A 20,302-nucleotide genomic window follows, 5' to 3' on the forward strand; every position below is an offset into this window, starting at 1 on the left:
ATGCAAGATTCAAAACTTCAGACAAAGTCCAACAGCGGCTGGCTAAGTACCGATGCCGAGTTGCGCCATATGGGCTACACATTATCGCCATACAATCGCCCGAGTCGGCAATTTCCCGGGGCTCGCAGTAGCACTGAAAACAATCCATCAAACAGTGCCAACCCTTGCGTTTCGGAAGCATTTGGAAACATCGAACCAGACCCGTGTCATTCAACACCCTCCGCCGCCAGCATTTTTGCTCAGCTGCTTAACGATGAGCCACTCACAGCACGCACGGACCAGTCTTTATCATCCATGTCTCAATTGAGATCTACGCAGGGAATGAATGGGGAAAATGCTACCCCTCCCATCAAATACCCAGTGGGAGTAGGTCGAGCCAACGATATGGCCACTGACTCGTGTGAGCATCATTCCGCTGAGCAAACAATCCGTGTCTCTAACACAGCAGCTGGCTCAGTGCTACTAAAGGTCAAGAAAAAAGGTAACTATTGGGCCATCACATTGACTCCAGAGGAACCTGGTTATGTTGAAGTTCTAATGGCCAATCAAGAGGTGATTCAAAAAGGTCTCGCCAGCACACTGGGCTTAGAGGTTACGCTAAGAGTGACAAGTAATTAACCCGCTCACCAATTGACATTTTTAGGAACTCCACCATCTGTTTGAGCACCTATATAACGGGGTAAGGCATCTTGACGTTGCAACAGCCCCTAGACCAATAACCGCATCAAAGCGGGGGACAGATGCTCAGCACCTTCAATAAAATTGCCAAACTAGCCGCCGACCGTTCAGAGGTTGTCGCTGCAGCCATGATCTTGCTCATCGTGATGATGATGATCATTCCTCTAAGCACGGTCCTTCTGGACGTACTGATTGCAATCAACATGACTGCAGCGATTTTGCTGTTGATCAGTTCAATTCTGTTGAAAACACCGCTGTCATTTTCATCGTTTCCGGCAGTGCTTCTCATCTCCACCTTGCTGCGCTTGTCTCTGACGATTTCAACCACGCGGCTAATTTTGCTCAATGGCTACGCTGGGGAAATTATTGAAACTTTTGGTAACTTCGTGATCGGTGGCAATATCGCGGTGGGGCTCATCCTGTTTTTGATCATTTCCGTTGTCAACTTTATTGTGATCACCAAAGGATCCGAACGGGTCGCTGAAGTGGCTGCGCGATTCAGTTTAGATGGAATGCCAGGAAAGCAAATGTCCATTGATTCGGATCTGCGCGCTGGGTTAATTGATCAAACTGAGGCAAAAAAACGCCGATCTGTGCTGGAAAAAGAAACTCAACTTTTTGGCGCCATGGATGGTGCAATCAAATTTGTAAAAGGGGATGCGATTGCTGGATTGGTCATCGCAGCGATCAATATTCTCGGGGGTATCGGAATCGGCATGTTACAAAAAGACATGTCTTTCTCAGAAGCTGGACATCGATTCAGTATTTTGTCGGTGGGTGACGGCCTTATCGGTCAGATTCCGGCACTCATGGTTTCACTGGCATCTGGGCTGATCGTAACCCGGGTCACAAAATCAGACAATCAGGAGTCCAGCGTAGCCAGAGACATCCTGTTTGAGTTGGGAGCAAACCCCAAGGCGCTGGTGATCACCGGCTCGTTTGCAGTGCTTTTCGCGATTATACCGGGGATGCCCAGTGTTTCATTTCTCGCGATAGGCGTTGTACTTGTAGGAATGTGGTACCTGGCATTTAAAACTGACCGGATCAATTCAAGCACCTCAACATCCCAAGATCCCCGTGCAGACCTGCCCGATTTTTCATCGGCTGGCAAAGAGGATGTCATGAGTACTTCTGTCTCTCACCCGATCCAGGTAAGGGCTCCAGCCAACCTGAGCGCACCTGCACAAAACCAACTGCAGAATGCTTGTCGATACGCACGCAATCAACTGGTGGAGCAATTGGGCGTTCTAATACCCACCATTGACTTCTCAAACCACGCCAAGCACGACCAAATCGAGATTCTTGTGTTCGATGTTCCGATGATTCGGATGCCAGTTCCTCAACCAGGATGGATTGTGGAATTGCCGATTCAATCTCTGGAAAAAAGTCAATTGACCTATCGATTGGAAACCAATGCAATTGATGGTCAGACCTATGTTGTGGTCGACGAAGACACCATGAAGGTGCTGCTGGAGGGCATGGCTACCATACAACCAATTGAGAAAATACTGGTGGACACCATACAAGCGATTTACCTGCGGGAGATGAAATCATTTTTTAACCTTCAAGATTTTATTGCACATACCCAGCGGCTAGGCGCCCAGTTTTCAGAACAGCTAAAAGAACTTGATCGAGTGGCACCTGCAATCAGAACAGTGGAAGTGCTTGTACGACTGCTCAATGAGCGAGTGTCTATTCGGAATTTTCGGACGATCGTATCTGCAATAACAGACTGGTCTCAGCGGGAAAGAGACTCACAGATCATTGCCGAGCAGGTTCGCATTGCACTCCGTGAACAGATTAGTAATCAATATGCAATCACTGGAGAAATTACCGGTTATGTGGTCAGCGCTGAATTCGAGGACTTTCTGACCAATGCAATCCGACAAACCAATTTTGGAACAGTATTTGATCTGGAAGCCCCTCTTATTCAACGTGTGATTGATCACATATTAAAAACGATTGCCTACCCATCCGACACAGCAATAAAACCAGTCTTGGTTTGCAGCATCGAGAACCGTCGTCACCTAAGGATGCTGATACAGGATCAAATTTTCTGGCTACCAGTCCTCAGCTTCAATGAGATCGGTAATTCCGTGCGATTCCAGGTACTGGGTGAATTGACACTAAATTCTGAAATATTGGAGAGCATGGCATGATTATCGAGTTCTTAAACGGCCTACAAGAAGGGACTCAGTACGAGTTAGAGTTAAAGTCTATTCGCCTGGGCCGCTGTGATGACGCAGATGTTTTGATATGGGACAAGTCTGTTCAAGGACCTTTGGTTCAGATTGAACGAACCGATGGTGACTACTTTGAATTGATTCCGTTGGCAGACGAACTGCAGGTTCAGTTCCCTGGGGAAGAGGGATGGACTGCTCTGAGCCTCACTCTAATGTGTCACGGTACCTGTACCCTGAAAACGAAGGATGGCTTATTACTCCAAATTTGCCCGCCGAGGAAAATACCAGACTCTACAGCGGTTCACTCACAGGATGCCGAAGCAGCCGCCAACGTCTCCCACTCAATAGCTGGTAGCCACTCGCTCCCGCTGAGTGGAGAAAAGCACTCTTGGCAATCCCGTCGCTGGGTCAGTCAAGGCATTTTTTTAACAGTGTTACTTAGCCTGCCCATCAGTTTATTTGCACTGGGACGCATGGATAAACCCAAAACACAAGCCGAACCAACACAGGCAACTGTGATCCGCCAAACGGTGGATACAAATAATCGCGTTGCGGTGTTGGAAGCCGCTCAGTATGAGTTGTCACAAGCGCTTGATATCGGACAAGGGTCCAATGTGCAGATTCAGACAGTATTGCCTGATACGCTCCAGATTTCAGCTCAATTAACACGGCGCGAGATGGATCAATTCGAAAAAACAATCAGCCAGCTCGCCAATGATTACGGTCATCAAATCAATCTCATTGCGTCCACTTCCCTCAATGCTGAGCAGCAAGCCATTGATGAACTACGTCTAAAAAAGATTGTGCTCGGTCAAATGGCTTCAGCAACACTTGATGATGGCACAGTGCTTTATGAAGGCAGTCGAATTAACGATTTTGAGGTAGTTTCGATCAATCAATTCGGCGTTAAGCTCAAAAAACTCGGAACTTTCAAGTTGGGTATTTGAGGTGGATGCAAGGCCGGATATTTTGTTCCAACTGAAAGCGGAAATCGCTGACTTTGATCCGTTAAAAATTTCGGGAAGGATCGAAGAAGTTGGCCCGTCAATTCTGACCGTTCGCCTGCCCAACCGGATGCTTGGCGAAATGTGCTTAATAGAAAGTCAAACGCGATGTGACAAGTTATTGGGCGAGATTATCGCCATTCAAGGCAATCAGGCCCAAGTTGTGTGTCTTGAGGCGGCAGATGGTCTTTCCGTTGGCTCAAGGGTTTGGCCACTGGGGATCCCCCATCGGATTGATCCGCTTGCTCTTCGCACCGGTTCGATCTACGACGGTTTTGGTCGTCCCATTCCACAAAGACCAGGTGATCTGGGACTGATTTCGACCACTTTGGAGCGAGGGAGCAATGTAATTCGAGAGTCTGTAGCGCCAACCGACCGACCGGTGATTAACCAGATCTTGGTGACCAAGGTGTCGGTCATTGATGCATTCATGACTTTTGGTCGTGGACAACGCATTGGCATATTTGCGCCCCCAGGCTGCGGCAAAACAACGCTGATGGCCCAGATCGCTCGAGGAGCCGATGTTGACGTGATTGTCTTCGGACTGGTTGGTGAACGAGGTCGTGAAATGACTGAATTTCTTGAACACCAGCTCGACGATGAATTAAGGGCTAAGTCGATTTGTATCTGCGCCACCTCAGATAAAACAGCAATTGAGAGAGTACGAGCCGCATTCACTGCAACAGCCATTGCTGAATATTATCGCGACCAGGGTAAAGAAGTTTTACTGATGATTGACTCATTGACTCGTTTGGCAAGGGCACAGCGCGAAATCGGGTTGGCCGCAGGCGAACCAGTTACGGCCGGGGGTATGACACCATCTGTGTATAGCTTGATGCCAAGGCTTATCGAACGCTCTGGCAGAAGCCCGCGAGGAACCATTACGGCAATTTATACCGTACTCATGGAGGGAGAGTCGATCACCGAGGACCCTGTATCGAGTGAGGCAAAGTCGCTTCTGGACGGGCATGTCGTGCTCTCACTCAAGCTCGCGGAAAAAGGGCATTTTCCGGCGGTGAACGTTGCACAAAGCCTATCTCGGGTCATGACCGGTTTGGTATCTAACCAGCATCTTAGTCTGGCATACAAGGCCCGTTCAATTCTAGCCCGATGTAAAGATCTTGAATTGATCGTTCGCCTGAATGAATACCAGCGTGGTGCCAATTCAAAAGATGACCTTGCCATGGATATCCTGCCCTTGCTGGAAAAGTTTTGTCGTCAAGACACCCGAAAGTTCATGGATTTAGGTCAGTCCATGGAAGCGCTGACTCAAATCGTGGATGGCTATCATGACTGAGTACGATCAACTTATGAAAATCAAGCGCCTGCAGGAGCAGATGGCCCTTGCTCGATTGAACAAAGCCAAGGATGAATCTGGTCGGTTGCAGCGAGAACTCCGTGAAGAACAAAACAAGGAAGATCGATCCAAATTGCTCCGGGAGCAAATCAGGCTTCAAAGTTTGGACAAATTGCGGGCTGGGGGTACACATCGCGAATCACTGATTCAACATCAAACCCTGACCCGGTCACATGCTCAAGAGGCTTCTTTGGCGCAAGACACCATCAACAATTTGGGCAATAAGCACCATGTGAGTCTGCTGACTCAAATCCAACTGAATGAAATTTGGGGGGTACGCCGGAAAAGCCTAGAGAAATTTGATGGCCTTAAGACAGAAATCCTGGCTGCACTAAGGAACATTCATGGTTATTGAACTTACTGTGAACAGAGATGGCTGGGTCTGCGAATTACAAATCGTAAACGGTGCCATACCGCTGCCTCAGGACGAATACAACCAAACCGCGGAAGGTTGGTGTCAATGCGAAACCGATTGGGGCGTGTTGAGTATCCCATTTTCTCAAAGCTTATTTTTTAAGCAAACCGGACGAGTTTTTCCTTTGAACTTGGATTCTCTTGGCAGCGACCACGAATTTTACCTGCTTGCCTTGGCCCAATTGGAAAGCTGGGCAAGAATGCAGGTCAAGGACTATTGTGCCCCTCCAATCACATCTGTTTTTTGGCAACAAGTGTCCCACGCGCAATTGCCCCCGGATACAGAACTGATGGTGGGTGAACTGCCAGGCACTCGGATACGATTTAGGAAGTTGAATGCTTTTGTGCGTTATTGCGAATGGCATCGGCAATTTTTCCCCGATTCAATCCGGACAGACTTGCCAGAAATTCGATGCACCGCCCTGATACGGCTACCGGAACATTTGGGAACACCAGTGGCCGGGTCAGTTATTCCGCTTCGAACCCAACAAGACAGATTGAGCCATACAGGCTGCATTGAATGCAGACTGGACATCGAAAAGAACGGTTTGATTGTTTCTCAAAGTGTATTTGAGCTGGACTCTTCAGATGATTTGTATACTTTCGAACCCGTTTCCGAGCCCGGGTATTTCAAACCAACTTACTCAAATTGGATTGAGCTTGGCAGTACGGCAATTCAACTGCAGCAATTTCCAATCTTAGGACATGCCATTCAACAGTGCATTGAATCTGATTGGCCACAAATTCGAATGCGGGTAAATGGGTCCACTTTTGATGGAGAAGTGATTCGATTCGGCCATCATTTGGCTGTGCAATGCCATCAGCAGGAGCTATCTGAATGAAGGATGCGTTATTCGATCCGATAGGACTAATTGTCATCGTTTCCCTGCTTTCTCTGGGTCCACTGCTGGCAGTCACAGCCACATCATTTCTAAAAATTTCCGCAGTGCTTCTCATTCTTCGCAACGCGCTGGGACTCCAACAAGTGCCACCGAACATGGCTTTATATGGTATGGCCATGGTCATGAGCGTGGTGGTTATGGGAGGTACTTTTTACAAATCAGTTGATCTATTCAAAATACATGGGCAGTGGCCCAATACGGGTGTCGAAATTATCGAAGGTATTGAACGGGCCTCGCCAGTTTTGAAGGATTTCATGAAGTCAAACTGTTCACCGGAGTCCGTTGGATCTATGTTTGAAATAGCGAAAAAATTTAACGCAAAGTATGGTGGGGAGCTCGTCACTCCGAATGACTTTGTTGTCATCATGCCTGCCTTTGTGATTTCTGAAATTAGTGCCGCATTCAAAATTGGGTTTGCCATATATCTCCCCTTCCTCGTTATTGATTTGGCTGTGTCTTGTATCTTGATGGCGTTGGGGATGATGATGGTTTCCCCGATGTCGATTGCATTGCCGCTCAAGATTCTCTTATTCGTTTCAATCGATGGATGGAGAAAATTGCTGCTGGCACTAACCAACTCCTATTTGTAACGTGGTCACATTTCTCACCAAACAGGCGATTTTGATCACCATGTACATGGTGGCGCCCATTGTGCTGCTTACGGTGTTTGTTGGTGTTGTTCTGGGCCTCATTCAAGCAATCATGCAGTTGCAGGATCAAGCATTGCCATTTGCGGTCAAGTTGGTTGGTACGGTGGTATTGCTTATGGTGGCGGGTACCTGGATGGCACAACTTCTGATGCAATTCAGCGATACCGTACTCGCGAACCTAAACCTGCTGGAATAATCATGCTGGAGCAGCTAAAGGGTGCGTTGGGTTATGGTCCTGATTTGGTCTACGCGCTTTATTGGTTTTTGCCCCGAATACTGATCATCTGTCTGCTTTTGCCAGTATTTTCCCGAAGCTACAGTAGTTGGTTGATACGAATAGCCGTTGCTACATCCTTTGCGCTGTTACCAGCGATGTTTTATGGTCAATCTGTTGACAATACTGATTTTCGCTCGCTCGGCAACCTAACCCAAATTTTAGGTGAGTGCACTTTGGGATTGTTCATGGGATTGATGTTTAGCCTGCCCTATTACAGCTTTCGGATTCTGGGCAATATCGTTGACAATCTCAGGGGAGCGAATTTCGCCGCTCAAGCTGGAGTGGGAGGGGGCGATAGCGGTGAGCAATTGCCATTTGAGGAGTTCTTAGCGCTTTATTATGTGACGCTATTCATGACTGGGTCTTATTTGGTTTTTATCGTTCAGTCGATTTATACCAGCTTTATCGAACTACCCCCCGGGCATGCAGATCTCCAAGCTTATATCAACTGGGCTATTGGGATGATTGATCCCTTGGCGCGCTACATGGTGTTGGCAATATTGCTGGCCGCCCCTTTCTTTATTTTATCGATAGCCCTCGAAGTAGCCATGAGCCTGATCAGTGTATTCGCTCAAAATATGCAGGTTTACTCGCTTCAGTATTCAGTAAAAGGGCTGATGGGCCTGGTTGTCGCCTTTTTTATATTGAGCCAAATGGGAGATGAATTGGTCAAATTAACCAACGAACATTTGACTCTTTTGACACGCTTTTTCTGGAATGTATCGGTGCAATGAGCGGAGAAAAGTCAGAAAAACCCACCCCGAAAAAGTTACGTGATGCCCGTAAAAAAGGACAGGTGGTACAGAGTAAGGACATTACTGCTTTCGCCAAGATATTGGTTGGAAGCAGCATCTTATTCTGGGGAGTAGACTGGGCCCTGGGTCGACTGGGCCTTCTCTTCGATCTGCTGTTCCTTCGTAACCTGCGACTCAATCCTGCAGAAATCGTTGACATGTTTTCGGCAGCGTTCATGGAGACGTCGCTCTTGATGATACTGTTCGTTTTTTCGTGTTCGATTGCAGCGATTGCAAGCGCCTGGTCGCAGTTCGGCATTCTTTTTTCGACTGAGGCAATCAAGCCATCATTCAAGGCATTTAATGCTATCGGCAACATAAAAAACATGTTCTCGAAGAAAAGCCTCCAGCAAATACTACTGCAGCTGGTAAAGGTAAGTATCTTTTTCTTCGTGATTTATCTGATTCTAGGTGATTTTCTTAAAGACATTCTGTGGAGTTTTCAGTCGGGCTTGGGCATGATGCTCAAGTTGCTCCGCGAAGTATTGTGGAAAGTGGTTTATGTCGGGATGTTCATCTTCTTGATTTCTTCAATACTTGATTGGGTTATTCAGAGGCAGGCTCATATCAAAAACCTGAAAATGAGCAAGCAAGACCTGAAAGATGAACATAAGCAAATGGAGGGGGATCCACACATTAAATCAAAGCGCAAAGAAATGCATCGGAGTTTGCTCAACAGTTCTTTGAGCCGGCTCTCTGGTGCCTCTGCGCTGGTAACCAACCCAACGCATATCGCTGTGGCGCTGTCTTACCAACCTGGAGTGCATGACATTCCATTTATTCTGGCGATAGAGACGGAGGAAAATGCAGCAGTACTCAGAAAGCACGCCAGGGAATTAAAAATCCCAGTGATTGAACATAGGCCCCTGGCTCGATCAATTTATGAGCACTGTGAGGTCGATCAATATATCTTGACCGAGCACTTGGTTATGGCTGCTGAAGTTTTCAAGCAAGTTCTGAAGTTCAATGACAGCACACCACTTACATCGTGACGTTCTGCTTAGGCCAACCGCTTGGCGTGATCATATTTTCTCAATTGGATGTCTGAATAGGTAGAGGCTGAGTCCTCAAAACAGGTGCAGTTTGCAATTTAAGTGCATCTTTGGGCACCTGGATGATCTTGAACGAGGTTTCCAATTCTTCAGCAGCTCGAACAGTTCCCACGGAACGAATTCGATCATTTGGAACCAGCCGAGGTGTAATCATAAACAGTCGGGCCACACGCTGTGTTCTTAAGCTGGTATTGGAAAACAACTTTCCCAAGACCGGGATGGAGCCCAAGCCGGGTACCTTGTACTCATTCTGTTCACTGGTGTCGCGGTTATACCCTCCAACCAAAATGGCCTGATTTTCTGAAATAACAGCCTGGGTACTCAGCGCACTGTTTTCAACCAAGGGCAATTCAACGCCACTACGGTCCTTGAGTGATCCATCCTGGATATCCACCTGCAACAGAATCTTGTTTCGACCATCCTCGTTGACAACACGTGGCAATACCTTTAGCAGACTTCCCGCGACGACAGGGACTACATCGGCCACACGTTCTCCGCTCACCTTGACGTAAAGCGTCTGAGTCAAATCGATAAATGCAGTCAAATTGTCCTGGGTGAGTATGGTGGGCCTGGCGAGCACCTTGGCATTTTGATCCGCTGCCAGGGCTCGTATCCGTGCCAAGAATTGACTGGGACTTTGAATAACAGCACCTTGTGCGAGACCTGGCAATATTTCTGCACCCACGGATTGACCGGGGAAGTCGTAAATTGCCCGAGGGCCTCGTATGCCGAATTCGGTGCCTAATTCATCCAGCTTACGTTGATCAACATCAATCAATGTGGCCTCAATCTCAATCATCGGCAACGCAACATCAAGTGATTCAATCAGCTTTTGATACATGCCGTATTTCACTTGATCATCCCGAATGATCACCGTATTGGTACGACTATCCCCTTGGATGATGGAATTCACGGAGCTGCTTCTGGAGTAGGTACGTTTGACAGGCCGTGCTGAGAGTCGGGGTGATTCACTCTGTGAATTCGCAGACTGTCCCGTGCCGGGTTGATTACTCCGATTGTTATCCGGTGCGCGGCGGGGACCTTTGTCAGTGTTCGTTCCTTCGAGGATTCCTCGAATGACGGTTACAACACCTGGCGTCACGAATTCCTGATCGCGAAAATTAAATATCCGATCATCCACGGATGCGTGCTTGAGTTTGAAAAAAAGAATATTCTCCCCGACGTCTCCTGGCATGACCAAATTCGATTTATTGGTGCCATCCCTGCCTCCGGTTAAGAATTCTGAATGCCTGTTACTTAGAGATTCATCATTCGCCGCGAAATTTTTTCGAAAAATATGAATGTAATCACGCGGGGCGTTTAGAACGACCGATTTGTCCTCTTTTTGATAGGTTACGTTGAACTTATCATTCCATAGACCGGCAGCGGTTAATGTCTCTTTCCAATCATAGATTTCGCGATCACCCACGTACACTTTTTCGGTTCGCCATTCGGCACTACCAAATAGATAAATTGTGCTGCCATACGAGAACCAGTCGAACTTAAAGGTTCTGCCCATGTCGTTAAGTGTACTGGCCAGAGTCGTTCCCTCAATACGCGCCGTCACTGCTTTAGACGGAAGTCCTGAGGCCTTCACCGAGTAGCCAAAGCTGGAGGCGATTGAGGACACGACTTCCTCAATACCCTCTTGGTTGGCTGCATACACAAAAGGTATTTTTTTATCCAAGCCTGCATATACTTGAAGCTGTGGTACCAACAACATGATCATCAACAGCAGATCATGAATTCGAAATCGTCTTTTCACCATATCAATCTTCATCCCTGATCGATTTATTCTCGGATGTATTCCGATCAATGGTCGACTTGAGACGCTCTATTAATTCTCTGGAACGACATTCAAAGCGAATCCCATCCGGAGTTTCTATCCTTAATTGAGATTCGTCCAAATCATCTGCCACTTGGAGATCGAATAGGGCCCAGTTCTGTTGATCAAATTCCGTGTCCATCAGTTTTTTCAATTCTGTAATGCTCGAGGGGTGAGCAAACAGTGTTCCGCTCTGATGACGCGCCACACGCTGGAGAAGTCTCCGAAGGACATATTTCAAGTGTTCTCTTTTATCAAGACTTAACTCAAACTCATTAATTAGTTGAACCAGGATTTCATTGATCTTGGGTTCCAGTTCACTCATCCAATGAATTGCCATGGCATTCAGGCTTTGAATGGCATCCAGTAGACTAGCCTCATGGAGAAGATAGGCCTCTCTGCGAGCGGATTCAACGGCTCGCTCGCTGTGTGTTTTGACTTTGCTCAGAATCGCAGTGGCACCGCTTTTTGCCAATGTCATCAGTTGGTCATGGCTACTTAACCAATCCAGCTTTTCAGGCAAAATCAATTCATCTTCGAAGTTGTATTCACAATCCCGAAAAATATGGCGAAGGGGTCGCTTTATCTGTAAATGAATCATGATTGCTCTACTTGAGAGAGTGTTATTTCTCTCAATATGACATTCAGTTTAGAAAGCTCAGGCTGGACTTGTACTGTGTTATGCGCCATTACTATTGGCTGCTCCTCGGGAAACATCAAACGAACCCTGGAGTGAAGCATTGGAAACCTTGTTTTTATCGACTGCAACCAATACCACGGTAAGTTAACGATTTGAATGTTGGGGAAATCCAGCTGCATATCGATTAATTCCGAGGCCAATTGCAAATTAAACAAACCAAGGTTTCGCCGCCATTCGTTCGTGCTCCATTTGCGCAAACCAAATTGGTGCGATTGTATTGTCTCCAACTTATTCATGCATTCCGACCAGCAGAAATGGACGATCCATTGTTGATCAAGAAATTCCGTTATCCCTCCATCGAATACATCTGAAACCCCCAAGAGCCTTCGGCCACCCAGAAGCCCGCCGACCGGCTCAGTATTCGAAGACTGGCAGATTTTTGATGCCCATTCGGGATGAATACACTGTGTGATGTCCGACCACCACATCCACCATTTATCCACGATCAGTCTCCCTGTTTTTGAGACGATCCAGAATGGATGATGGACCCTTAGAAGCCAGATCCTTTGCAGTGGCCCACCATTCTGGTTTGAACGTGTAAACATAAAATCCACTTAAACTTCCAACCCACAATAGACCAAAGCCCCAAAGCAATCCTAAAAACCATGATTCAGAATCTGAAGTCACCGCGATGGGGCCATACCACACAACCGCTGCAGAACTATCAGGCAGATTCTCGTTCGGCAAGGCCACCACTGAAACCGTTTGGACTTCAGGTCCTTCAACGCCAGGCAGACTCCGATAGACCAATGTTCGTACCTTCGGAACATTCACTGGAAAATTTGAATCGCTTCTGTATTTGATCAGCACAGCAGCAGTAGCATGGGCCGAGGCTTCATTGGGCTGAACCTTGTCAGGCAACACAATATGAACTCTTGCAGAAACAACCCCATCAATGGTCATCAGGGTTTTTTCAATTTCTTGCGAAAGCCCATACAGATATCGGGCTCGCTCCTCCAAAGGCGAGGAGATCAGATTATCTTTTTTAAAAACCTCGCCCAGCGATTCCTTGTGCCGCTTCGGCAAGCCTTCCTTCTGCAAGACAGTTAATGCGGTTCGCGAGGAGTCTAACGGGACTGTGACAGAAAAACCTTCTTTGCCAGACACCTTGTTGGCTGGAATTCCCTGATTCAGCAGTGCAGTGTAAATTTCGTTGGCATCGCTCTCACTCAAATTGGTGTGAAGAACCACCTGCTTACTACAAGCTGCCAGTGCGAATACCAAGCAACAAGACCATTGGCGCAGCAAAGTCTGGAACCGACTCCTTCTCATGATCAGCTCCTTCGTTTGACCAAAGTCGCGACATCATCGGACAAGCGCTGACCTTTTTCACCCACCACGGAGTAAGCAATCGACGTAGATGCCAGGGACCAAACAGCATCGATAACTTCGCCGGGATTAACCAACTGATCCAGCTGATTGCTGCCTTTCATTTTGGATGTGCGCGCTTTAAGCTCGGACGTCAGGCCGTTGACCAATCGATTGGCTTCCTGAATACCAGTATTGAACAAGTCCAATTGCAATGGCGTGTCGGGTGGCAATTCGGGGGTTGCAACTGGTGTTACAGATCTTTGATAGGTCTCATGACCAGAAATAAGCCTATCGAACAAATGAATATCTTGAGAACTCGGTCTGGCCTGCTGGCTTACGCCCGACGACATTCCGAGCCCAACTGGAGAATTAAGAGTATTCATAGCCGACATTTTCTTTGGATTGATGTTAGTAACACGTTAGATGAACCGTCCGATTTGAACCTCCCCCATGTGATCTGCTCCAAATGCCCTAACAAAACGGGAAAAGTAAATTTGGCCCTTCCTCTGCGCATGGGGGATACATACACCGTGTATCAGCCCGGGGTGTATGCTCTCCCCACAGGCACTCCATTCTTGATCCACGCCATGATGCCCAGCTCCGCTGCCTTACTCCGGAGTTCGTTGTGCGCATTGTTAAACTCATCCCAACTGTCACCACCACGGTATTTGGTATTCGCGTCGAAGTACTGCTGTGTCAGTTCCATGATTTTGTTTTTTTGATCTTCTGGTAGGTTGGTCATACCCAATAGGAATTTCATGGCAGCAGGGGTTAAGACTTGATCGCGCCAAGGTTCATTGGTCTGTGGCGAATAGAGAAGACCAAATAACGTCATGGTGTTAATCACATCATCGGATACCACGGGAGGATCGCCGCTTCCATAAAGGCGAATGATGAGCTCACCCTGCCAAGTGGGAATACCTCGTTTGTTAAATAGCTGCTGAGCAGTGAATGTTCTCTGATTTTTCCACTGCGGGTCGTTGGTCTGTATCCGATGAACCAGTTCGTTGTGGCAACGAATGAAATTGGGATCAACCCCTGGGTTGACTGGTGGATTCACCCCGACAAATCCAGGCTTGAGTACAAAAGCACTGGTCTTTGGATCAACTTGTAAATCCCCACTTTTGGCCAGATCCAGCAGATAGTCCACAGTGATGAAATCGGAAATTGGCACAGTCTTGCCACCTTCCAGGTTGATATTGGCTTTGGCGTCAGGATGGCCGGCTTTGAATTTGGCAACCAAGCCTGCGATTTCCTCTTCCGTAAAGCCCAGTTTTCGCATTGTCGCTAGATCAAGAATGCGGCCACTTAGAATGGCTGGGTTACTCAAGATATCTTGAGGCGATAGTCCCAATTTGGATGCGATCAAGTTCACGACCGTATCCCGATTTTTGACGTCCTCCGGCACTTTAATGCCAAACATATCCTGTAGGGTCATCCCAGGAGCAGCAGTTTTTACCGTCGCCGAGAACTGCCGATCTCCAGCCAGCGGCAAGAAACCCAATAATGCGAGATATGCAACGGCAGTCGATTTAATCGGTCCACCTTGACCCAGTTGGCTGATGAGTGCGTCAGCCGTACTGGGCGGTAAGCCCGCATTGATGAGTGCGTCTCGATCAAGATCAGTTGGATTGAGGACCCAGAATAGGATTTGCGCCAGAGGTTTGAACCGGTCGGGAAGTTTTGCCTTCAAGTCATCAACACTTAAACCACGCAGTGTAGAAAAATCACCAAGCCCGCTAATCGCCGCAATTTCTTCCTGAGAAAACCCCAGTGAAGCCAAAACCTGCTGCCAATTCGTTGAGGTCAATGGCACGCCCCCGGTTTTTGCCAAGTTCTTCAACTCGGCTCGAGCAGCTTCAAACACCTTGCCAGAGAATTGGTGCATGGCTGAGTTACTACCCTCAAACTCCTTGCTGGACGCGCCGGCCTTGCCGTCTAAACTACTGTACTTGTCAAATACCTTGAGCAAATTTTCAAGAAAACTGGGATCTGAAGGATCGATGTTTATACCTTGCTTCTTGAGAAAATCCAGCAGATAGGCCCTGAACTCTTCCCGAGAAATCACATGGTCGTGGTTCGCGTCCCAAGCATCAAACTCCTGGGGTGACAGATTGGAAAACGCGGATACGCCCAAGGCCGTATATTGATAGATGGTGCCCTGCATGCTTCACCTTTTGAGTTTAGAGTACGATCCCAGCGACCATGTTGATCAGGCTCGCCCAATCACCTTGCCCGTCCATAAACGGCTGAGCCTCGCCACGCATCAAGTCAGCGAGGGCGTCGCCCTCTTGCTGTGTGTATTGGGCCATTGCTTGACTGATTGTTGTTCCGCCGCGCCAGATATCACCGGTTTGACCAATGATTTGAATCCAGGTAAACGTTTGGTAATTGTAGTTATCGACCTGACGTTGATGTATTGCCCACTCTTCTGAGCCAGGCTTGGCATCGCTTTTGGGACGGGCAACGTGACGCAAGCCGAGGGTACCCAAGCTCAAGCCAATCGAAGTAGCCCCACCGGAGATTTGAACAATACCAGCGGCAATGTTTAACCGCTTTGCTTCGTTTGCTGCTTTGATTTGCGTTGTAAAGAGCTGATCCTTGATAGCGCCATATGCCACAAACAGCTTGTCTTTGGATTTAAGGGCAGCTTTGATCAATATCGCCAAAACAGCAGCCATCGGCATGGTCGCAACGGTGCGCCCATCTCCAATATTTTTATTGGCCTGAATGATTTTTTCTAACTCGTTGGCAGCGAGTTCATCAAGGTCTGCCGCAAGACTCTCCATGAATTTCCGTATCTCGCTTTCGTATTTGACCGGATCTGGATTTGTACCGTTTGGACCATATTTGCCATCAATCTCGGTGGACCATTGTCGATAATATTTTCGACGTGCCTCCGGTAGAACCTCCGTTGGAACCACAGGTTTTACAGGGGGCGCCGCGTCGATACCGGGCTGAGGCGATTTGGAACTGACTGGTGTGGTTGTCATGATTCAGACTCAAATAACGATGAATTTATCGGTTGACTTTAATGTTTCTGCAATGTGCCTAAACTCATCAATGAACCTTTTGACATCGGCGTCCATGTACTCAGTTTGGGCCTTGAATTCATCAAGCGCGGCCAGCAATTTTGCCCGGTCGATGATAATTCGACCCTCTTGGATGCTGATGGCACCCTCAATAGCACCAAGCAAAATCTGAATGAAAATACACAACTTGATTAGCATCCCGCCTTCAGCTTTTCTGACGGTATCCAAGAGGTCTTTGAGAAACTTCACAACTTGCTGGGCAATCTGCTTGCCAGTTGAACCCGCTGGAGCGGCAGTCTCCGGGGCAACATTGACTACTTTGGACGTGGTGGACGCACCAGTGGCTGCGCCGTCCGTAAGCCCAACCAAGGCCTTTAATTTCGGCAACATCTTGATCAAGGCCCCAACCCCCTTGGCTGCACCCGCCCCTCCAAGGCAAAGTACCAAAACAATCGCCACTCCGATAATTGCTGCCAAGGCTCCCCCAGCCTCTGGACCCAACTCCTCCACCAATTTATTGGTGATTTCTTGCATAGTTTTGTCCATGAGCGATTCTTTGCCTGTGGCATCTGCGACAACGAAGTCAATGAACAGCGCCAAAGTGACCACCAAAGAAGCCACTGCAAATGGAGTAGGGCAAACAATGACGGCGGCTACAGCCAAAACCAGCGCCACTGCAGCGATAATCTTTTTCAATAGCCCCTTTAGACCACCTGAAAACTTCTTATTCGCTTCTTCTAACTCCTTTTCAGCCTCTTTGATCTTTCTTTGATCAATCAGACTTTTAAGTTTCTCCAGTAATTTCCCAACTTCCCTCAAAAGAACGGTCAGTCTGTTTTTTAGCTCTGTCAGCTCACGTTTGAATTTGCCCATGGTCTCCTTGAATATTGGAGACTTTAGAAGGGTATCCAAGGCGTCATAAAGGTTTTGTAATGCGTCCACCTGACCATTGACGGTTGGGTTTCCTTTGGGGGGGATCACATTGGGTGGTTGGGTCATGGCGGCAGCTCAACTTCAACGGAATGCTGTTTTCCAAGCATCGATCCACAACTCAAGGGCCTTACCACCCAGTTTTTGGATCTGCTCGATGATAGAGTCCAGTGCATCCATCTGCGCTTTCAGGTTGGCCAATATTTTCTGCTTTTCTTCGGGTGCCAGCGAATTGTCAGCAGATGCTTGGGAATACCTGGCTGCAAGCTTTGCCTTCCGATTGGTCGCGGACTGCCAAGCTGCGGGCAGCGCCGATTTTGGCAATGTATTGACATCAATTTTTGAATTGGGATCAATGCCTTGATCTTTCAAGTCGTTACCCAAAACACTGCTCCACGTCCCATCAGGCTGCATGTAGGGAATGTCCTTGCCAATCAGAAGAGAGCAGGCACGCCGAACAGTCTCCAGAACGTCCATATCAAAATACGCTTTGCTGGGGTCTACCTGATCATCGCCACCCAAATTAATCGTGAACTCTTGGCTCAACAACTGAAATACTTTGGTAACGTTGGCATCGGTATTCTTGAATTTGGGCTTTCCATCGGGGCCAGTTTCAAAGAGCTCGGGATTGCTGGCTTGATAACGCAGTGCCACGCCCCCCACAAAGGCCAGCAGAGTACCCTTGGCAAGCTTGCCATCCAGCATCAGATTTTTTACAAAGGCCAGGGCATTGCTCATCCACTTCTGTGCATCCGACCCCTGGGCTTGACCACTGGCCATCAACTCGCCCATCTGCTTGCCCATGTTGTTCATGAACTGCTGCTGTTGCTCTGCAGGCAGAGACATGAAGTAATTCAACGCAGCTTGCGCCCGGGCACGACGTTTGGGATCACTCGACGACAGATCACTGAAAAAGTTTTGCGTGATGCCGCTCGGCGGGCTGGTATCGCTTGTACCAAAATACTCTTCAAACGCAGCTTTGCCCTCCTTGCTTCTTTTATCGGCAACATAGGACACCAAGGTCGACTCGATGGTGCCATAGTCAGAATTGCTTCGGGTGTATCCCAATGATTTCAAGAAGTCGGGAACAAGATCTTTGTCATCAATCTTGCTGCTGTGGTCCAACATGTATAAATCGAGTATTTCTTGAAGAAGCGTGGACTCTTCATCGGGCTTTGCCTGGTTTCGCAGATAGTCTCCCAACAACTTCAATTTGCTGGGGTCCCTTAGAATTGCAGCTTTCTCATCAGGGGATCCGTGGACAAACGCTTGGTACACCGTTTCCGCATCTTCGGATGGTGTTGGCGATGGATTGGTCGCAGGACGGTGGGCTGTGTCGACTGGGGCAGTAGTAACCATGATTGGCCTCTTCGTAATTGGTTGTTAATTCATGAAAGATCCGCCCTGTTGTAGCCACCTCTCAAACCCTTCTAGAACGCCTTTGTTCTTTTCAGATACGTTGTTCAAGGTATTGGCCACAATGTTCGGGTCGAGATCACCCATTACCAAGCTTCGATAGTTGTTAAAAAAAGCGGTTGCTTTGACTTTGTCATCACCCCGATATGTACCGCTGAGAACAGCCAAAACACCCTGAATTTCATTCATTAATTCTTTGTCGCCTTTAGGGCCGATTTCAATAAAACCGGAGGGACTTAGGATGATTTTCCCCTGTAAATGGAGGCTGGCCAAAACCAAGCCGAACAGCGTTGCCATGGGCTGGTTGCCCGGTGGCGTTTTTTGATCGCTACCGCGATCATTGCTGAGCCCCGCGAGATAGGCCAACACGGCCTCGTGCATGCTTTTCAGTTCTGTGCCTGACATCACCTGTTTCTTGGCATCATCCAAGGCATCGCTGGTAATGCCGATTTGATTGGATGCGTCCAGAAGATTGAGCCCGATCAAATGCCCTGCAAATGCAAAGGCGAAGAATGCTCCACTGGGCACACGCACTTTACTGGAACCCCCATATTTTGGAGTTCGTATGTCGTAGGTCTCGCCACCATTGACAGAGACCTGCGTGGTTGGTTTTACATACGAAGGTAGCTGCGCGTTGTCTGCCGACATGAAACATTCTCCGTTTAAGTACTGTCAGTTTTTCATTAGGTTTTTTGAGCAGCACCTTTTGCCTGATCGATTGCATCTTTGAATAAACCGATGGTTGCACTGGCCAGCGCACTCTGCTTGGCCATCAGGGCTTGAGTGTTCATCACATCGCCAAGCGTCGCACCGTCGCCGATGCTGTCTGCCAATGCAGTCATGGCATCCAAGGCTTTGTCGATTTGACTGAAATCCAAGTTTTCAATCCCCCCCAGATCCAGACCACCGCCACCACCACCGCCGCCGCCGCCGCCATGGGCTGCTTTCTTTTTGGCAGTGGTTTTTGCATCATCAACCAATTGCTGCAAACCACTGCGACCTTCTTTAGTGGCCTTCGTGGCTTGATTTTCCAAATCCTGCTGTGCCTTGGCAATCGCGGCTGGGTCACCTGTCTTCTTGGCCTTGATGTAATTCATCAATGCTTTGAGGTCAGCACCGTTCATGTCTTTCATTTGATCAATTTGCTTGTCACTAAACCCCATGGATTTCAGCAAATTGACCGTGACGCTTGGCAGTGCCATCGCCGCCAATGTTCTTCCGGATTTTTCCGCACGGTGGTCACCGCTTGATGATTCCGATTCAGCCCGCGCAAGCAACTTGCTGGCTGCATCAAATATTTTTTGGGGATCGTTGGATTGCAGCGCCTTTTGATAGTCATACAAAAGCGCAAGATCTTGATCATTCAATTGATTCAGATCTTCTTTTTTGTATGATCCACCCGCTTGACTCGCCAAATAATTGATGTAGTTTGTGCGCTGATCGGACCCACTCGGCCCTGTGGGTTGAGCCCCGGTGGGGGCTGGTGTGGTGGTGCCTGGACAATAAACCATTGATGCTCTCCTCGAGATATGCGCAACATGCTGCGCCGGTTCAAACAAAACGCAAATCAAACTTCAACAATCACGTGCCTTTAACAGCCTTCTCAATTTGGTCCATGAACTTTTTGAGGTTGTTCCAACTGAATGAGCCAAAAGTTTCGACGATCTTTTTCTTAACTTCGGGCGGAAGAGAATCCATGTTGTCCAACGTGATATTGCCGGGCAGCTTGGTCCAATCAGGACTAGCCGCAGTAGTTGGTTCAGCCAATTAATGCCCC

At 48.0% G+C, this 20,302-nt stretch carries 22 protein-coding genes; 10 read left to right on the plus strand and 12 right to left on the minus strand.

Annotated features, from left to right (window positions below; all coding sequences use genetic code 11):
- The 10 genes from VGE55_RS13130 to VGE55_RS13175 all read left to right on the plus strand — a co-directional run bounded on the left by VGE55_RS13130 (position 1) and on the right by VGE55_RS13175 (position 9,251).
- On the plus strand, positions 1–618 hold the full coding sequence (locus VGE55_RS13130) for a hypothetical protein (protein ID WP_331132130.1): 618 nt from the start codon (positions 1–3) through the stop codon (positions 616–618).
- Between the two features lie 122 nt (positions 619–740).
- On the plus strand, positions 741–2,837 hold the full coding sequence (gene sctV, locus VGE55_RS13135) for a type III secretion system export apparatus subunit SctV (RefSeq protein WP_331132131.1): 2,097 nt from the start codon (positions 741–743) through the stop codon (positions 2,835–2,837).
- Positions 2,834–3,808 carry a hypothetical protein gene (locus VGE55_RS13140; protein ID WP_331132132.1) on the plus strand — a complete coding sequence of 325 codons (975 nt, stop codon included), beginning with the start codon at positions 2,834–2,836 and terminating at the stop codon, positions 3,806–3,808. Before sctV ends, VGE55_RS13140 begins: the two co-directional genes overlap by 4 nt.
- Before the next feature lies 1 nt (position 3,809).
- Positions 3,810–5,162 carry a FliI/YscN family ATPase gene (locus VGE55_RS13145; protein WP_331132133.1) on the plus strand — a complete coding sequence of 451 codons (1,353 nt, stop codon included), beginning with the start codon at positions 3,810–3,812 and terminating at the stop codon, positions 5,160–5,162.
- A complete protein-coding gene (locus VGE55_RS13150) occupies positions 5,155–5,577 on the plus strand; it encodes a hypothetical protein (RefSeq protein WP_331132134.1) in 423 nt (140 codons plus the stop codon). Before VGE55_RS13145 ends, VGE55_RS13150 begins: the two co-directional genes overlap by 8 nt.
- Positions 5,567–6,478 carry a hypothetical protein gene (locus tag VGE55_RS13155; RefSeq protein WP_331132135.1) on the plus strand — a complete coding sequence of 304 codons (912 nt, stop codon included), beginning with the start codon at positions 5,567–5,569 and terminating at the stop codon, positions 6,476–6,478. The genes VGE55_RS13150 and VGE55_RS13155 overlap by 11 nt, the downstream gene beginning before the upstream one ends.
- A complete protein-coding gene (gene sctR / locus VGE55_RS13160; RefSeq protein WP_331132136.1) occupies positions 6,475–7,128 on the plus strand; it encodes a type III secretion system export apparatus subunit SctR in 654 nt (217 codons plus the stop codon). The genes VGE55_RS13155 and sctR overlap by 4 nt, the downstream gene beginning before the upstream one ends.
- Position 7,129: 1 nt before the next feature.
- Positions 7,130–7,384 (plus strand): EscS/YscS/HrcS family type III secretion system export apparatus protein, encoded by a 255-nt coding sequence (locus tag VGE55_RS13165; RefSeq protein ID WP_331132137.1) that lies wholly within the window; start codon positions 7,130–7,132, stop codon positions 7,382–7,384.
- 2 nt (positions 7,385–7,386) lie between these two features.
- Positions 7,387–8,199 carry an EscT/YscT/HrcT family type III secretion system export apparatus protein gene (locus VGE55_RS13170; RefSeq protein ID WP_331132138.1) on the plus strand — a complete coding sequence of 271 codons (813 nt, stop codon included), beginning with the start codon at positions 7,387–7,389 and terminating at the stop codon, positions 8,197–8,199.
- Entirely contained in the window at positions 8,196–9,251 is a 1,056-nt protein-coding gene (locus VGE55_RS13175; RefSeq protein ID WP_331132139.1) for an EscU/YscU/HrcU family type III secretion system export apparatus switch protein, read from the plus strand. Before VGE55_RS13170 ends, VGE55_RS13175 begins: the two co-directional genes overlap by 4 nt.
- A 40-nt stretch (positions 9,252–9,291) precedes the next feature.
- Here the strand turns inward: VGE55_RS13175 and sctC are convergent, their stop codons facing one another.
- From sctC to VGE55_RS13235, 12 genes are all read right to left on the minus strand, one after another.
- Entirely contained in the window at positions 9,292–11,091 is a 1,800-nt protein-coding gene (gene sctC, locus VGE55_RS13180) for a type III secretion system outer membrane ring subunit SctC (RefSeq protein ID WP_331132140.1), read from the minus strand.
- Entirely contained in the window at positions 11,081–11,737 is a 657-nt protein-coding gene (locus VGE55_RS13185; protein ID WP_331132141.1) for an HrpE/YscL family type III secretion apparatus protein, read from the minus strand. Before VGE55_RS13185 ends, sctC begins: the two co-directional genes overlap by 11 nt.
- Positions 11,734–12,279 carry a hypothetical protein gene (locus tag VGE55_RS13190; RefSeq protein WP_331132142.1) on the minus strand — a complete coding sequence of 182 codons (546 nt, stop codon included), beginning with the start codon at positions 12,277–12,279 and terminating at the stop codon, positions 11,734–11,736. The genes VGE55_RS13185 and VGE55_RS13190 overlap by 4 nt, the downstream gene beginning before the upstream one ends.
- Entirely contained in the window at positions 12,272–13,060 is a 789-nt protein-coding gene (gene sctJ, locus VGE55_RS13195) for a type III secretion system inner membrane ring lipoprotein SctJ (RefSeq protein ID WP_331132143.1), read from the minus strand. Before sctJ ends, VGE55_RS13190 begins: the two co-directional genes overlap by 8 nt.
- Positions 13,061–13,110: 50 nt before the next feature.
- Entirely contained in the window at positions 13,111–13,530 is a 420-nt protein-coding gene (locus VGE55_RS13200) for a hypothetical protein (RefSeq protein WP_331132144.1), read from the minus strand.
- 152 nt (positions 13,531–13,682) lie between these two features.
- The gene (locus VGE55_RS13205) at positions 13,683–15,314 is read right to left on the minus strand and encodes a hypothetical protein (RefSeq protein ID WP_331132145.1); all 1,632 of its coding nucleotides are present in this window, start codon (positions 15,312–15,314) and stop codon (positions 13,683–13,685) included.
- Positions 15,315–15,330: 16 nt separating this feature from the next.
- Entirely contained in the window at positions 15,331–16,140 is an 810-nt protein-coding gene (locus VGE55_RS13210) for a hypothetical protein (protein ID WP_331132146.1), read from the minus strand.
- Between the two features lie 9 nt (positions 16,141–16,149).
- A complete protein-coding gene (locus tag VGE55_RS13215; protein WP_331132147.1) occupies positions 16,150–17,178 on the minus strand; it encodes a hypothetical protein in 1,029 nt (342 codons plus the stop codon).
- 15 nt (positions 17,179–17,193) lie between these two features.
- A complete protein-coding gene (locus VGE55_RS13220) occupies positions 17,194–18,468 on the minus strand; it encodes a hypothetical protein (protein ID WP_331132148.1) in 1,275 nt (424 codons plus the stop codon).
- A gap of 24 nt (positions 18,469–18,492) precedes the next feature.
- Positions 18,493–19,173: a hypothetical protein gene (locus VGE55_RS13225; protein ID WP_331132149.1), complete on the minus strand. Its 681-nt coding sequence runs from the start codon at positions 19,171–19,173 to the stop codon at positions 18,493–18,495.
- A gap of 35 nt (positions 19,174–19,208) precedes the next feature.
- Complete coding sequence (locus VGE55_RS13230) at positions 19,209–19,892, minus strand: hypothetical protein (protein ID WP_331132150.1); 684 nt, start codon at positions 19,890–19,892, stop codon at positions 19,209–19,211.
- A gap of 214 nt (positions 19,893–20,106) precedes the next feature.
- Positions 20,107–20,292 carry a hypothetical protein gene (locus VGE55_RS13235; RefSeq protein ID WP_331132151.1) on the minus strand — a complete coding sequence of 62 codons (186 nt, stop codon included), beginning with the start codon at positions 20,290–20,292 and terminating at the stop codon, positions 20,107–20,109.
- Between the last annotated feature and the right edge of the window lie 10 nt (positions 20,293–20,302).

This window comes from Limnobacter sp., from assembly GCF_036405155.1.
Taxonomy (GTDB): Bacteria; Pseudomonadota; Gammaproteobacteria; order Burkholderiales; family Burkholderiaceae_B; genus Limnobacter.

Coding starts and splice junctions, on each gene's coding strand:
- VGE55_RS13205 (WP_331132145.1), bottom strand. CDS start 15,314: ATGCAGGGCACCATCTATCAATATACGGCCTTGGGCGTATCCGCGTTT.
- sctC (WP_331132140.1), bottom strand. CDS start 11,091: ATGAAGATTGATATGGTGAAAAGACGATTTCGAATTCATGATCTGCTG.
- sctV (WP_331132131.1), top strand. CDS start 741: ATGCTCAGCACCTTCAATAAAATTGCCAAACTAGCCGCCGACCGTTCA.
- VGE55_RS13185 (WP_331132141.1), bottom strand. CDS start 11,737: ATGATTCATTTACAGATAAAGCGACCCCTTCGCCATATTTTTCGGGAT.
- VGE55_RS13210 (WP_331132146.1), bottom strand. CDS start 16,140: ATGACAACCACACCAGTCAGTTCCAAATCGCCTCAGCCCGGTATCGAC.
- VGE55_RS13130 (WP_331132130.1), top strand. CDS start 1: ATGCAAGATTCAAAACTTCAGACAAAGTCCAACAGCGGCTGGCTAAGT.
- VGE55_RS13220 (WP_331132148.1), bottom strand. CDS start 18,468: ATGGTTACTACTGCCCCAGTCGACACAGCCCACCGTCCTGCGACCAAT.
- VGE55_RS13155 (WP_331132135.1), top strand. CDS start 5,567: ATGGTTATTGAACTTACTGTGAACAGAGATGGCTGGGTCTGCGAATTA.
- VGE55_RS13225 (WP_331132149.1), bottom strand. CDS start 19,173: ATGTCGGCAGACAACGCGCAGCTACCTTCGTATGTAAAACCAACCACG.
- VGE55_RS13215 (WP_331132147.1), bottom strand. CDS start 17,178: ATGACCCAACCACCCAATGTGATCCCCCCCAAAGGAAACCCAACCGTC.
- VGE55_RS13150 (WP_331132134.1), top strand. CDS start 5,155: ATGACTGAGTACGATCAACTTATGAAAATCAAGCGCCTGCAGGAGCAG.
- sctR (WP_331132136.1), top strand. CDS start 6,475: ATGAAGGATGCGTTATTCGATCCGATAGGACTAATTGTCATCGTTTCC.
- VGE55_RS13170 (WP_331132138.1), top strand. CDS start 7,387: ATGCTGGAGCAGCTAAAGGGTGCGTTGGGTTATGGTCCTGATTTGGTC.
- VGE55_RS13200 (WP_331132144.1), bottom strand. CDS start 13,530: ATGAATACTCTTAATTCTCCAGTTGGGCTCGGAATGTCGTCGGGCGTA.
- VGE55_RS13140 (WP_331132132.1), top strand. CDS start 2,834: ATGATTATCGAGTTCTTAAACGGCCTACAAGAAGGGACTCAGTACGAG.
- VGE55_RS13175 (WP_331132139.1), top strand. CDS start 8,196: ATGAGCGGAGAAAAGTCAGAAAAACCCACCCCGAAAAAGTTACGTGAT.